The following is a 13,790-nucleotide window of genomic DNA, read 5'->3' as shown; positions in this document are numbered from 1 at the left end:
GTTCCCTACGGCGGGAAACCCGCCTGCAGGACTGGACTCACCATTAGCCATTAGCAATTAGCAATATGAATTTTTTAGAACCGCCACGCTTGCGAATTGGAGAAGAGAATGAGGAAGAACGACGCGCTACATGGTTGGAGCTTTTTTACGATCTAGTATTTGTCGTTGCAGTTTCTCAACTCGCCCATTATCTCCATGAAGATGTTTCCCTGTCAGGTTTGTTCGGGTTTGTTGTTTTATTTATACCAGTGTGGTGGTCGTGGATTGGTACTACTTTCTATGCCAATCGCTTTGATAGCGATGATATTGGAAGGCGGCTGCTAGTTGGTTTGCATATGGCTACAGCAGCAGCAATGGCTGTTAACATACATCACGGGTTGGATAAAAGCTCTGCTGGTTTTGCTATCTCCTATGCGTTGGGACGTATCGTACTGGCGATCGAATATACTCGAGCAGGACAGCATATTCCGGTAGCACGTCCTCTCACAACTCGTTTTGCTACAGGTTTTGCGATCGCTGCTTGTTGCTGGCTGGTATCTGCATTTTTACCATCTCCTTGGCGTTTTGTACTTTGGGGCGTGGGACTTGTGATTGATTTTGCGACACCCATAACAGCAAGCAAGTTACAGCTTCAATTGCCGCCCCATCCTTCTCACTTACCAGAACGTTTTGGACTGTTTACAATTATTGTTCTGGGTGAGGCGGTGATTGCTGTAGTTGATGGTGTCTCTCAAAAGAATTGGCAAATTTCGACAGCCGTAACTGCTGTTTTGGGATTGTGTACTGCTTTAAGTTTGTGGTGGGTGTATTTTGACAATCTTGGCGGTACACCCATTCGACGAACTCAGGCAGAGGGAAGATCTGTTCTAATTAATATTTGGCTGTATACCCATCTCCCTCTTGTTATTGGTATTGCTGCTACTGGAGTTGCAGTAGAACTCGTATTATCAAGCAATTCTGAGGTTGCACTAGCTGATGAAATTCGTTGGTTGTTGTGCGGTTCTCTGGCACTGTGCTATCTCTCTCTAGCTGTTCTTCATCGTCTTGGTGTCATCCTCTATTGTAAGATTCGTACCAAGTACCGAGTGGGGGCTGCATTTGTTTTACTAGCAATTGCATTTTTGAGTAAAGGCTTATTACCCTTAGCTGTGATGGGACTTGTCAGTGTAGTTTGTGTTTCACAAGTTGTGCAAGATGTATCCCAAAGCCGTCCCACCACTCGCTTAGTCGATCCAGAAATTTAGCTCGGGCAAAGGAAAGTCACCGAATTTTGTAGGGTGAGTACTGCTAGCGCTGTCAAGATGACTCATAAAATTTTGATTCAGACCGCAATTCTCATCTTTTTCCTCTGCGCTCTGGTGCGTCTGTGCGGTTTCAAAGTATATTTATTTCACCATAGAGACGCGGGTACGCAGAGGGAAGAGGTGAGAGAGCGATTATTTCCTGTCAAAATAGAGTTAGTGCCGTAGATAATTGGTTTTATGAATATTTCACTTTTAAATCGTGCTATAGAAGAAAAACTAGTCACCCTCAAAGATGTTAGTTGGGATCAATTTAAAGGGATTGAGGCACAGCTAATTGACAACCGCAGTGTCCGTCTATCTTATTTATTAGGAATTTTAGAAATTATGTCCCCAGTTGGTCCGTTGCATGAGTACGTGAAAAGAACTCTCAGCTACTTATTGGAAGCTTACATGAGGGTAAATGGCATCCGATTCTACGGCAAGGGCGGCTTTACTTTAGAAGAACCGGGTTATGCTTCTGGGACGCCTGATGAGTCTTATTGCATTGGCACCAACAAAGAAACTCCCGATATCTTAATTGAGGTCATCATCACCAGTGGCACTATTAACAGGAAGGAATTATACAAACCCAAGCAAGTTTCTGAAGTTTGGTTTTGGAAATCTGACACTATTAGAATATTCCATTTAAATGAAAAGGGTGAATATGAGGAAGTTAACCGCAGTAGTTTCTTCCCAGATTTAGATCCAAATGTGTTGCTGCAATATATCGCCATGCCCGACCAGTATGATGCGGTTCAAGAATTTGAACAGTTTCTCCGTCAACAACTTCATTAATCAATACCTCTACTCTGTTTCTAGAGGTTCGCTGTACTTTGATTGTGACGTTAGGAGCAGATAGGGAACCGAGTGCTGTTCGTGATTGTGGAGTTTGCGCTGTGGCCGATCTTGTTTCTGCTACCAAGAAAGTACATAAAGTTCCAAACAAAGCTGTTAGTTGAGCTAAGTTTTTCACAATTGTCGATTTATAAAAAGAATTTCGGTACAAATACAATTGACTTTTTAGATAGGAAAAAAGTGCGGGAAAAGTTAGAATAATCGTGTTTTTAGCTACAGTTGAGAATGAAATAATTCGGCGAAAATGTAAATAAGTATTAAAAATGCAGCTTTCCTGTCAGTTATGCTGCCCATTCATGAAACCTCGAATTATTGTCTGTGGCTTAGGACGAACCGGATATAAGGTCTTTCGTTTGCTGAGACAGCAGGGGGCGCTGGTTGTCGGCATTCATCACCAACATATACCCAGCGAAACAGCAGGAGATGTGATTGTCGGTGACTTGCTTGCAGCTAGCACTCTTATTGCCGCCGGAATTCAGCAAGCGCATACGGTAGTCATTGCCGGACCTGATGATGAACTGAATTTGGCGATTATGATGCAAGCGCGGGTGTTAAATCCACGCATTCGTATTATCAATCGCTTCTTTAACACGAGTTTGGGCGAACGGCTTGACCATACCGTACCAAACCACTGGAGTATGAGTGTTGCGGGTTTGGCAGCACCAGTCTTTACGTTTGCGGCTTTGGGTAACAAAGCGATCGGACAAATTAAACTTTTTGGACACACTTGGCCCATCCATGAAGAACTGATTGACGAACACCACCCTTGGCGGGGTTGTAAGTTGAGCGATTTGTGGAATGAGCGCTCGCGTGTCCTCATTTACTATCTGCCTGTGGAAGGTGAGGTAGATTTAGTCACGGCGGTAGCATCCGGGCAAGAATTGAAGGTGGGCGATCGCCTCATTGTTGGAACCCAACCGTGTATCCGTCCCGCTCGTAAATCCCTGATTGCAAAACTGCTAAAAGTCCTCACCAATCTCCGGCACTTTAAACAACACGCTCAATCGGTATTAGTAGGTGCTTTAGTTCTCCTATTTATTATTTTGGTTGCCACGCTCACCTACGTGTCAGCCGAGCTAAAGATGTCTGTCGTTGACGCCTTGTATTTTTCCGTAGGTATGATTACGGGCGCGGGTGGGAATGATGCATTAATCGCACAAGCTCCTATCAGTATTAAATTATTTACTGTTGTGATGATGTTAATCGGAGCAGCAGTGTTTGGTATTTGGTATGCGTTGCTTAACGATTTTATTTTAGGAACGCGCTTCAAGCAATTTTGGGATGCAGCACGAGTTCCGCACCGCAATCACTATATTATTTGTGGTTTGGGGGGAATTGGTATAAAAATTGTCCAACAACTCCACAATAGCGGGCATGAAGTTGTGGTGATTGAGCGTGATTCTAATAATAAGTATGTCAATACTGCTCGTGGATGGGGTATTCCCGTTATTCATGCCGATGCTAGCTTTTCAGCAACACTAAAAGCCAGCAATATGGAAACTGCTGCTGCATTGTTGGCTATGACAGGGAATGATGCAACTAACCTGGAAATTGCTTTAAAAGCTAAAGGATTAGCACCCAAAGTGCCAGTGATTGTCCATTATGCAGATCCGGACTTTGCAGGTGTGGCGCAACAGGTATTTGACTTTGAGGCAGTTCTTTGCCCTGCGGAACTAGCAGCCCCAGCCTTTGCTGCTGCTGCACTTGGAGGAAAAATACTTGGCAATGGTATTACGGGAGATAGTCTTTGGGTCGCTTTTGCAACTTTGATTACACCCGCACATCCTTTTTGTGGTTTGCGAGTGAGAGAAGCTGCTATGTCCGCCGATTTTGTTCCTTTATATTTGGAAACGAACTCCCAAACCATTCACGGTTGGGATTTATTAGAAACAAGCTTGAGTGGAGGGGATATTTTGTATCTGACGATGCCAGCTACAAGATTGTATCAGTTGTGGCGCAATACTCCATCGCAAGCCATGGCAAGTTAGGGGCACTTGCCCCCCTAACCTTTCTAGGGATGAATTGTACCATCTGGCATAATTGCTCCCTGTAACAGAGTTCCCATCATGTATGCCCCGTACAGATTGGCTCCCTGTAAACTGGCTGCTGTAAAATCTGCATCTATCAAATCTGCCATTTTTAATTCCGCGCCATCAAGTGTCGCCCCCGTAAGCTTAGCTTCAAAAAGATTAGCTCCACTCAAATTCGCACCAGTTAGATTGGCTCCAGTTAAATTGGCTCTAACTAGAGATGCTTCTGTTAGATCGGCACCTACCAAATTTGCTCTGCTTAAATCAACCTCGCTTAGAGAAGCTCTTTGTAAATTAGCTCCACTCAGATTGATTTCTGTTAAGTAACAGCCTATCAGGATGACACCTTTAAAATCCCTCTCTCCTTTCTGATAGCGTCTTAACAATTCATCGACATCCATTGCGCGATCGTCATACAAACCTTTGCAGTAAACCTCGGACAACATATTCTTTGAGTTAATTGTGTTACGATGTGTGAGCCTGACAAATATTGTCATTATTTACTACAAAACTACCACCACAGCAAGTCCAACAAAGTCATTTTTGAACAACTCCATACTGCTGATTTGTTAAGGAACGAGCCTTGTCAAAAGCTTGAATGATGGCACAGATCTCGTTAGCTTATAACTGTTCTTAAATTACTTTATTGAGAGAAAAAGCAAATAAAATTTGTTAGTTATGAGTTGTTAGTGGTTAACGATCGCCGCTGGCTAATGATTGCCAAAAGTCCATGCTGCTTGGAAAAAATCTTGTTCGCAAAACATGGCATAGCGGTAAGTTGACTCTACTAATGCTGTATGACTGGCATAACTGTCAACTAAAGTTTCTAATTGTTGTGTTAGCGGTAAAAAGTCATCGCTGCTGTAAGTCCGAATCCAATCACTGTATTGATGGCTGGGAATACCATTAAGAGCTAATTGTTTGCCCAAAAAAGCATACAAACGCATACACGGGGACATTGCAGCAGCAGTTAAACCTACATCCCCACTCCAAGCAGTTGATAATAAAAAATCCGTGTAACGACGGGTTGCGACTCCAGGTTCTATACAACGTAAATCAATTTCCCATTGAGCCGCATATCCTTCATGTAACTTGAGTTCCTGCAAAACCCCACCTGCTAAGGAATGAAACGTCAAAAAATCTGAAAAGTTGGGGACTTTAGCTGCAGCTATGCTGTAAGCACGCGCAAAAGCTTCTAAGAAAAAGGCATCTTGTCCAACATAGTAGGCAAATTTCTGGCGAGCCAGCGTACCATCTCCTATACCTTGGACAAAAGGATGCTGAAGACAAGCTTGAGCTATATCTTGATTGGCTTCCCACAAATTACTAGAAAGAGTCATTGGTTAGTAGATAGTGGTTCAATACTGCTCGGTTTAGCGTGGAAATACGAACATAGGTAGGTTGGGGAGCCACTCACGTGCGGAGAGCAGCGCCGTGCGGGGGGTTCCCCCCGTTGAGTGACGTGGCGTTTGAGGAACGAAACCCAACATTTACAAGCATTTGTTAAGTTTCTCTACCGCGATCCAAAGCCAGAAAAATTCTTATCCAAGTAGTATTGGATAGTGGTTAGTTTTTAGTTGTTAGTTTGGTAGGTCATACCAAATTTTTACATCGTTGATTTGTACTAGAATTCTATCCGGGAGCATGCCAAATTTGCAATTGCCCTCAGAATAGAATTCTGGGGCTACACAAACAAAGTCCACCTACGTGGACTTTTTATTAAGTCCGCGCAGGCGGACTTCGTTTGTATAGCTGTGATTTCCAATCACTAGGGCTAAGAGAGATTATAAAAACGGATTTGATCTCACACAGCACTCCACTAGATGGTTTAGTTAATGGGACTTCATCCGTTGCGGCACTAAAAGCTGCTGGCAGTTTGGGACTAGAGATCGCAATTGCATCCAATCAATTAGTTTTCCTACGAGTAGGGACATTTCTGCCAAGAAGCCAAGCTCCCAGTTGAAAGAATTGGGTTTCCAATCAATTAGTTTCCCTAACGAGTAGGGACAAGAAGAAGATATGGCAAAAAGAGGGATGTTCAGTTTCGTTTCCAATCAATTAGTTTCCCTAACGAGTAGGGACTGAATTACGGTTACTTTTGCAAACTTGAATTTTTTAGTTTCCAATCAATTAGTTTCCCTAACGAGTAGGGACCTAATTTACATAATATTTGAATTCCTGTCAATTCAATTGGTTTCCAATCAATTAGTTTCCCTAACGAGTAGGGACCCGCAAGCACAGCAGTGGTGGAGCAGTCGGTAAAACTAAGTTTCCAATCAATTAGTTTCCCTAACGAGTAGGGACATAATGTTTACTCTTGTGTTGTTAATTGTATAGATATCAATGTTTCCAATCAATTAGTTTCCCTAACGAGTAGGGACATCGCTAAAAATTTAAATAGAAACTATACTTGTAAGTTTCCAATCAATTAGTTTCCCTAACGAGTAGGGACAAAGAGTTGCTCAAAAATGGCAGATTAGTTTTAAGTTGTTTCCAATCAATTAGTTTCCCTAACGAGTAGGGACTCGCAGACTGCCCACAAGAGAGATTTGTCGATGCACCCCGACGTTTCCAATCAATTAGTTTCCCTAACGAGTAGGGACGTGAAGCAAATCTTGAGCATTGCCCCCAATGCCTTGTCGTTTCCAATCAATTAGTTTCCCTAACGAGTAGGGACCCTTTTACTAAATTGCTTGTGGAGACTATCGTTAGTCAAAGTTTCCAATCAATTAGTTTCCCTAACGAGTAGGGACCAATTGTGGATTTAAAAGTTGGCGTTAATCAGCCTCGTTTCCAATCAATTAGTTTCCCTAACGAGTAGGGACTCTCTTAAAAAACTTGACATTGTTGTTTGTAAACTGAAGTTTCCAATCAATTAGTTTCCCTAACGAGTAGGGACGTTTCCAGCCAATGGGCTGGGCAACCCAAGACCCTAGAGTTTCCAATCAATTAGTTTCCCTAACGAGTAGGGACATTGCAGCAATTGACATGGGGATAGACAATTTAATGGTTTCCAATCAATTAGTTTCCCTAACGAGTAGGGACCAGGCACTCGCCATTTTTAAAGAACAGGCTCCTAAGTTGTTTCCAATCAATTAGTTTCCCTAACGAGTAGGGACATGAATATCCCTATATTGGAGGATGGTGGGTAGACAGTTTCCAATCAATTAGTTTCCCTAACGAGTAGGGACCCTTCGGGATAACATCTACAATCTGTCTGGGTTTGAGTTTCCAATCAATTAGTTTCCCTAACGAGTAGGGACCCAAAAAACAATGAAACAGGATATCTGGCAGATCGCGTTTCCAATCAATTAGTTTCCCTAACGAGTAGGGACAAATCGGTCTCAGCCGCATGCATAAGGGTAAGATGCCCGTTTCCAATCAATTAGTTTCCCTAACGAGTAGGGACCCCTCCAGTTTAGACCCTTACCCCGCAAGGAGTCCAGGGGCAGTTTGCGAGGGGGTCAGAATTTAGGAAGAGAACCGGGAAAAAATTCATCATATAAATCGCTGAAATGCTTACTGAGTAAGGCGGCGAGGGGGTCAACGGAAGAATCAGTATTTCAGGGTTTTGCTGACCCCCTCGCCGCTAATTAGACAATAATCGAATCACAAAAATAAGTTGTTACTCTCCTTATACAGAGGAATTTGCTTGAGTTTTGTGAAAACTAGCTTTTGATGGGCATTGCCTACCCTACTCACAACTAACAAAATATTAAAATGGCAAAAATTGCAGTAAGAGGGAACCAATACTTCCTACAAAATCCACAAGAGTGGGTTTAGCAGGTTTGAGTGCGGGATCGATATAGGGTGTTTGTAATTCTTGGATAAATGCTTGCGCTGTTTGCATTCCCGCAGCATTCTTTTCAGATGTAAATAACTTGTCTGCAACTTGGGCATCTTGGAATGCGCCTTGTCTGTCCATACTTTGATAGCGGGCTATACCGCGAGCGAGATATGCACCAGCGTAATCGGGCTTGGCTGCGATCGCCTGAGTAAAATAGTCAATAGCTGCCTGATGGTTGCCTTTTTGTGCTTCTGCTACACCCCAGGCATAAAATTCCTCTGGTTTTGCACTCTGTAAGGGTATCCCTGTCGCACCTTGCACGTTAGCAACGTTAATATCTGTACTGGGTAACTCTGCATTATATAGATAGCTACGCCTTAAATCGGCACCTGCTAAACTTGCTCCTGTGAGTTTGGCAGCACTCAGGTTAGCACCAAAGAAACTAGCACCGCTTAAGTTAGCGTTTCTTAAATCCGCACCAATTAAGTTAGCACGGCTGAGGTTAGCTCCTGCAAGATTTGCTCCGTTCAAATCTGCCCCTGATAAGTCAGCCATGACCAAACCAGCTCCAGATAAATCGCAACCCGAACATTTTTTGCTAGCCAGTAATTGTCTGAGATGTTCGGGATTTGCTGCTAGGGCAGTTTGGCTGAGGCTGAGAATAGTGAAAAATGCGGTTGTGGCTAAAATTTGGCTTTTCATATGCGAAGATGCGTGCATATTTTCCTAACTCGTTCAAAATCGGGAAAATGGTTTATAATTTTTATGGACTCTCAGCAGTTATACTGACGTAAAAGTACTTAATTTAATTTTTCTGTGGCGTCAAAGTGATAACAGTTTGACTTTGCCCTGTTCTTCCTCTAGGTGTTCGCCATGAAGAAGGTAAGCCCAGTTCTGCAAATAAACTTAAAGAAAAGGTCAAGCCAGCAGCTAGCAATAGTTTTTCAAGCATAGTAGTTTCCCCGCAACCAGTAGTCAGGTTGGTTTATATCTTTCGATTAAAATAAATTATTTGACTTCAACCTTAGAGATAAACAAGTAAGGGGAAAGCGATCCCTATCTTGCTAAGCAGTGACATTAGTCACAGTGCAAGACAAAAGCTGACTGCCTGCAAATTTCCTTATGGTAAAGTTGCACCACTGAGGTTAGCACCATCTAAAAGAGTTCCTTTTAAACGAGCTCCCTCAAGGTTAACATCATTAAGATTAGCTCCTCTTAAGTCGGCACTACTTAGATTAGCATTGGTCAGATTGGCATTGTCAAGATTAGCACCACTGAGATTTGCATTGCTTAAATTAACACCGCTTAAGTTAGAACTCGCAAGATTGGTACCGGCAAGGATTGCACCGCTTAAATTAACATTTCTTAAATCCGCATTTTTAAGGTTGGCACCATTAAATGCGCCTTATGCAGTTTCATGCCTTGCAAGTTCTTTCCTTGCCAATTGAGACCACCAAGGTTTTTTCCCAGTTCGTTTTGCTGCTTGACAGCTGGTGGTGCTGCTAGTGGCTCTTCCGATTCTGGAACAGATACATCTATTCCTATTGGCGGAATAGATGTGTCTATAGGTAGTTGTGAGGTAGGTGCCTCAACGACTACCTTGTCTTGTGAAGAATTATCCACCGCTGCCACTCTTTGCTGTAAACTCTTTAGAGTCGTGTAAACTCCCATTCCAGTGAGAAGAATTGCTCCAGTCATGACAGATGAAAGGGTAAAAAGCAATCTTTGTCGCTGTTTGGTGGGATACATTTGCCGTGCCTCAATTTTTAAATTCCAATTTGTGCCAACTGATAAAATGTTGACGCCAAATACCATCAATGTGTATCAGTAACCAGGTGCAGTAACTACAAACAAGTGACCGTTTTTATCTGTTTTAGTGTCTGCAGTTGATAAGGGCTACTTAAAAAGAGGAAATGGAGAGTCGTGAAAATATAACGATTGTACTTCTAACTGATACAATTCTTAAAGGATATGGCGATAAATAAAGATAGGGCTTCTCAAGAAATACACTTTGCTATTCTCTTCAGAAGCCATTATGAACTATCTGTAACAGAATGGGTGAAAAAATTTTCTTTTTTTCTAACCCCTGCCTTTTTTCAATCAAATAGGTAGCATAATAAACAGTATATTACGCAATATAAACACACTAGAAATTCTTCAAAAAGAAAAAAGATAATCCTAACTAGTTAACTTTGATTTTGCCAACGGATTTAATTAATATCTTTTTCATCCTCATCTTCATCACATATTGTCAAAACTTCAGGCGCACAGCGTTTAATAACGACAACAAGTCCTTGTGCGCCCTCATCGGTTAAATCTTCAACATATCCAGAGTAAGCGATAACAGCCTCTTCACGATTTAAAAAGGGTCCAAAATAATAGATACATCGCGGCTTAGTTGTCATAATTTCCACCCACCAATCTTCAGGACTTTTTTGCATACTGTATAACAAAAGTACTTTTTTAAGATTACACATCTTTTATACTATTTTTTTGCTCAGATCTATTTCTACGATCGCAATCTCTATATACAAAGAAAAAACACTTCTCATTTTGTTTACTTTTCTTAATACCTTGTATAAAGGGATAAAGCTAATACTCCTGATAGATAGATAATTTATTCCAAGGGATTGATGGAAATGTAAGAAAAATCTGTAGAAATATAATTAATAGCATTAAAAAATAGGCCGATTAAAGTTGTTTCTTATTGAGGTAAGAGGGCATGGCTGTAGGTATACATAGACGTGCTGTAGGCGTATTTCCACACCGTCGAGATGTGGAAAATGCCTTACAAGAATTGAGAAGTTCTGGCTTTCCAATGGACAGGGTATCTGTTATTAAGCGAGATGCCGATCGCAAAGATGAAATTGCGGGTGCCGAAGTCCGGGAAAACGTTGGCAATAAAGCAGACGAGGGTGCTACAGCAGGAGCAGTTTCTGGAGGAGTTTTAGGCGGATTAACAGGATTGTTAGTTGGCTTGGGAACTTTAGCGATTCCGGGAATCGGTCCAATTATGCTTGCTGGAGCAACAGCAACCGCGCTAGCAACAACTTTAGCGGGTGCTGGAATTGGTGCAGCAACGGGTGGCGTAGTTGGTGCATTAATTGGCTTGGGTATTCCTGAAGAACGGGCTAGAGTCTACAACGAGAGACTGGAGAGGGGAGATTACCTCGTTATTATAGATGGTACTGACGCTGAAATTGCCAGAGCAAGAGATATTTTGACCCGTGGGGGAGTACAAGAATTTGCTGTTTACGATCGCCCCGAACACAAGCAAGGAACAGCGACCCCCGTGGCTGCTACCCCAGGTGTAGTGGGTGCAGTCCCGAATGCAACACCACATACACATAGAAGAAGAAGAGCAATTGGTGTCTTCCCCAATCGCCGAGATGCAGAAGTCGCACTCACGGAATTGCGGGATGCTGGTTTTCCCCTCAGTCAGATTTCACTGATAGCTAAAGACGGAAATCACAACACAAATTTAACCGACACAGCTGTTGGCAGAGGTAACAAGGCTGACGAGGGTGCAAAAGCAGGGGCTGTGACAGGTGGAGCTTTAGGCGGTCTGGGCGGCTTGCTGGTAGGTCTTGGTGCGTTAGCGATTCCTGGAATTGGACCCGTGATTGCAGGTGGTGCAGTTGCAACAGCATTGGCTACCACCGCAGCTGGTGCGGGAATTGGAGCCGCAGCTGGTGGAGTCACAGGCGGGCTTGTGGGTCTGGGAATTCCTGAGAATCGCGCCAAAGTCTACAACGACCGCTTGAACAGGGGCGACTATCTGATCATTGTCGATGGTACAGATGATGAAGTCCGTCGTGCGGAAGCCATTCTCAAACGTCATGGAATTCAAGAGTTTGATACCTTTGATGCGGCTGATACAACTGGCGTGCATCGCCACGATTCTGACAGAGATATTCATCCTGTAGTGGGTGCAGCACCACATACACACAGAAGAAGAAGAGCAATTGGTGTCTTCCCCAATCGCCGAGATGCAGAAGTCGCACTCACGGAATTGCGGGATGCTGGTTTTCCCCTCAGTCAGATTTCACTGATAGCTAAAGACGGAAATCACAACACAAATTTAACCGACACAGCTGTTGGCAGAGGTAACAAGGCTGACGAGGGTGCAAAAGCAGGGGCTGTGACAGGTGGAGCTTTAGGCGGTCTGGGCGGCTTGCTGGTAGGTCTTGGTGCGTTAGCGATTCCTGGAATTGGACCCGTGATTGCAGGTGGTGCAGTTGCAACAGCATTGGCTACCACCGCAGCTGGTGCGGGAATTGGAGCCGCAGCTGGTGGAGTCACAGGCGGGCTTGTGGGTCTGGGAATTCCTGAGAATCGCGCCAAAGTCTACAACGACCGCTTGAACAGGGGCGACTATCTGATCATTGTCGATGGTACAGATGATGAAGTCCGTCGTGCGGAAGCCATTCTCAAACGTCATGGAATTCAAGAGTTTGATACCTTTGATGCGGCTGATACAACTGGCGTGCATCGCCACGATTCTGACAGAGATATTCATCCTGTAGTGGGTGCAGCACCACATACACACAGAAGAAGAAGAGCAATTGGTGTCTTCCCCAATCGCCGAGATGCAGAAGTCGCACTCACGGAATTGCGGGATGCTGGTTTTCCCCTCAGTCAGATTTCACTGATAGCTAAAGACGGAAATCACAACACAAATTTAACCGACACAGCTGTTGGCAGAGGTAACAAGGCTGACGAGGGTGCAAAAGCAGGGGCTGTGACAGGTGGAGCTTTAGGCGGTCTGGGCGGCTTGCTGGTAGGTCTTGGTGCGTTAGCGATTCCTGGAATTGGACCCGTGATTGCAGGTGGTGCAGTTGCAACAGCATTGGCTACCACCGCAGCTGGTGCGGGAATTGGAGCCGCAGCTGGTGGAGTCACAGGCGGGCTTGTGGGTCTGGGAATTCCTGAGAATCGCGCCAAAGTCTACAACGACCGCTTGAACAGGGGCGACTATCTGATCATTGTCGATGGTACAGATGATGAAGTCCGTCGTGCGGAAGCCATTCTCAAACGTCATGGAATTCAAGAGTTTGATACCTTTGATGCGGCTGATACAACTGGCGTGCATCGCCACGATTCTGACAGAAGCATTCATCATGATGCGCCCGTTGTAAATACAACTTCCACCGAACATGGAGTAGGGTACGACAAAGACGATCCTGCTGTCATCATTGTTGACCATCGGAACGAAAAAGTATAAGAGCGTTGGGTGTTAGTGGTTAATTCTTAATAACTACTAACACCTGACACCTAACCACTAACTATTAATAAAGGATTGATTCAAAATGAAAAAGCTAATTCCCTTCGTATTTGGTTCTCTTTTAGTTTTTGGTGCAGCTGCTTGCAGTCCCGATGTTTCCAAGAGCAGTTCAGAAGCACCTAACAATACAAACGAAGCAGCGCAAGCACCAGCGCCAGAAGCAACCGAAGCAGCTCTTAAGGATGCTCAAAGTCAAGTTCGTAGAGACCAGCTTAATGCTGACATTAAGGCTCGTGAAGAACGCAATAATGCCTTGAATGATGGCAAAGCCGCAAGCCGCTCTGAAGACGATCTAGAAAGTGAAGTTCGCTCTAAGTTAGAAGCTAACATTCCTAACGGTCAGTTGACTGTTGCAGCTGAGGATAACGGAACAGTTACAGTTGCGGGAACTGTTACAAATCAAGAGCAACTTAACAAGATTGAGCCTTTAGCCAAGCAAATTAAAGGTGTTACAACTGTAGTTAATAAAGCAAAAGTAGCTAAGCCTGCAAGCTAGCAAGTTGTGGGAAGTCAAAAGTCAAAAAATATTGCAGATAAAATATTTATTTTGA

Annotated in this window: 11 protein-coding genes, 1 pseudogene and 1 CRISPR repeat array; of the genes and pseudogenes, 5 read left to right on the top strand and 7 right to left on the bottom strand. The window is 43.6% G+C overall.

The genetic code is table 11. The features are described from left to right. The first annotated feature begins 65 nt into the window (after nt 1-65). The 3 genes from AB0756_RS31645 (at nt 66) to AB0756_RS31635 (ending at nt 4,126) form a co-directional block, all read left to right on the top strand. A complete protein-coding gene (locus AB0756_RS31645; protein ID WP_038110663.1) occupies nt 66-1,244 on the top strand; it encodes a low temperature requirement protein A in 1,179 nt (392 codons plus the stop codon). 237 nt (nt 1,245-1,481) lie between these two features. Beyond that, the gene (locus AB0756_RS31640) at nt 1,482-2,078 is read left to right on the top strand and encodes a Uma2 family endonuclease (RefSeq protein ID WP_038087904.1); all 597 of its coding nucleotides are present in this window, start codon (nt 1,482-1,484) and stop codon (nt 2,076-2,078) included. A gap of 356 nt (nt 2,079-2,434) precedes the next feature. Then, the gene (locus tag AB0756_RS31635) at nt 2,435-4,126 is read left to right on the top strand and encodes an NAD-binding protein (protein ID WP_038087898.1); all 1,692 of its coding nucleotides are present in this window, start codon (nt 2,435-2,437) and stop codon (nt 4,124-4,126) included. A 23-nt stretch (nt 4,127-4,149) separates the two neighbouring features. Here AB0756_RS31635 and AB0756_RS31630 read toward each other — a convergent pair whose 3' ends face one another. The 7 genes and pseudogenes from AB0756_RS31630 to AB0756_RS31600 form a co-directional block, all read right to left on the bottom strand. Continuing rightward, complete coding sequence (locus AB0756_RS31630; protein ID WP_038087907.1) at nt 4,150-4,569, bottom strand: pentapeptide repeat-containing protein; 420 nt, start codon at nt 4,567-4,569, stop codon at nt 4,150-4,152. Between the two features lie 309 nt (nt 4,570-4,878). After that, nucleotides 4,879-5,508 (bottom strand): TenA family protein, encoded by a 630-nt coding sequence (locus AB0756_RS31625; protein ID WP_038087895.1) that lies wholly within the window; start codon nt 5,506-5,508, stop codon nt 4,879-4,881. A gap of 632 nt (nt 5,509-6,140) precedes the next feature. Beyond that, nucleotides 6,141-7,577: a CRISPR direct-repeat array (repeat unit 36 nt; unit sequence GTTTCCAATCAATTAGTTTCCCTAACGAGTAGGGAC). A gap of 306 nt (nt 7,578-7,883) precedes the next feature. After that, on the bottom strand, nt 7,884-8,657 hold the full coding sequence (locus tag AB0756_RS31620; protein ID WP_038075157.1) for a pentapeptide repeat-containing protein: 774 nt from the start codon (nt 8,655-8,657) through the stop codon (nt 7,884-7,886). 103 nt (nt 8,658-8,760) lie between these two features. Continuing rightward, nucleotides 8,761-8,907 (bottom strand): hypothetical protein, encoded by a 147-nt coding sequence (locus tag AB0756_RS31615; protein WP_153021448.1) that lies wholly within the window; start codon nt 8,905-8,907, stop codon nt 8,761-8,763. Nucleotides 8,908-9,075: 168 nt separating this feature from the next. Continuing rightward, a pseudogene (locus tag AB0756_RS31610) lies at nt 9,076-9,300 on the bottom strand (pentapeptide repeat-containing protein); the annotation flags it as partial. Between the two features lie 20 nt (nt 9,301-9,320). Continuing rightward, on the bottom strand, nt 9,321-9,770 hold the full coding sequence (locus AB0756_RS31605; RefSeq protein WP_237265952.1) for a hypothetical protein: 450 nt from the start codon (nt 9,768-9,770) through the stop codon (nt 9,321-9,323). Between the two features lie 395 nt (nt 9,771-10,165). Continuing rightward, entirely contained in the window at nt 10,166-10,396 is a 231-nt protein-coding gene (locus AB0756_RS31600; protein ID WP_137986658.1) for a DUF1816 domain-containing protein, read from the bottom strand. 281 nt (nt 10,397-10,677) lie between these two features. On the opposite strand from AB0756_RS31600, the gene AB0756_RS40060 reads away from it, so the two are divergent. Then, on the top strand, nt 10,678-13,179 hold the full coding sequence (locus tag AB0756_RS40060; RefSeq protein WP_456341415.1) for a general stress protein: 2,502 nt from the start codon (nt 10,678-10,680) through the stop codon (nt 13,177-13,179). 85 nt (nt 13,180-13,264) lie between these two features. Further along, on the top strand, nt 13,265-13,735 hold the full coding sequence (locus AB0756_RS31590; protein WP_038075144.1) for a BON domain-containing protein: 471 nt from the start codon (nt 13,265-13,267) through the stop codon (nt 13,733-13,735). Nucleotides 13,736-13,790 lie beyond the last annotated feature (55 nt).

The organism is Tolypothrix campylonemoides VB511288_2 (genome assembly GCF_045999855.1).
GTDB classification, from domain to species: Bacteria; Cyanobacteriota; Cyanobacteriia; order Cyanobacteriales; family Nostocaceae; genus Scytonema; species Scytonema bouteillei_A.
Note: the sequence above shows the minus strand (reverse complement) of the source record. Positions and strands in the feature narration are given on the sequence as shown.

Bases quoted from the DNA above. Each gene is read 5' to 3' on its own strand.
- AB0756_RS31615 (WP_153021448.1), bottom strand. From the start codon at position 8,907: ATGCTTGAAAAACTATTGCTAGCTGCTGGCTTGACCTTTTCTTTAAGT.
- AB0756_RS40060 (WP_456341415.1), top strand. From the start codon at position 10,678: ATGGCTGTAGGTATACATAGACGTGCTGTAGGCGTATTTCCACACCGT.
- AB0756_RS31605 (WP_237265952.1), bottom strand. From the start codon at position 9,770: ATGGTATTTGGCGTCAACATTTTATCAGTTGGCACAAATTGGAATTTA.
- AB0756_RS31630 (WP_038087907.1), bottom strand. From the start codon at position 4,569: ATGGATGTCGATGAATTGTTAAGACGCTATCAGAAAGGAGAGAGGGAT.
- AB0756_RS31590 (WP_038075144.1), top strand. From the start codon at position 13,265: ATGAAAAAGCTAATTCCCTTCGTATTTGGTTCTCTTTTAGTTTTTGGT.
- AB0756_RS31645 (WP_038110663.1), top strand. From the start codon at position 66: ATGAATTTTTTAGAACCGCCACGCTTGCGAATTGGAGAAGAGAATGAG.
- AB0756_RS31620 (WP_038075157.1), bottom strand. From the start codon at position 8,657: ATGAAAAGCCAAATTTTAGCCACAACCGCATTTTTCACTATTCTCAGC.
- AB0756_RS31640 (WP_038087904.1), top strand. From the start codon at position 1,482: ATGAATATTTCACTTTTAAATCGTGCTATAGAAGAAAAACTAGTCACC.
- AB0756_RS31600 (WP_137986658.1), bottom strand. From the start codon at position 10,396: ATGCAAAAAAGTCCTGAAGATTGGTGGGTGGAAATTATGACAACTAAG.
- AB0756_RS31635 (WP_038087898.1), top strand. From the start codon at position 2,435: ATGAAACCTCGAATTATTGTCTGTGGCTTAGGACGAACCGGATATAAG.
- AB0756_RS31625 (WP_038087895.1), bottom strand. From the start codon at position 5,508: ATGACTCTTTCTAGTAATTTGTGGGAAGCCAATCAAGATATAGCTCAA.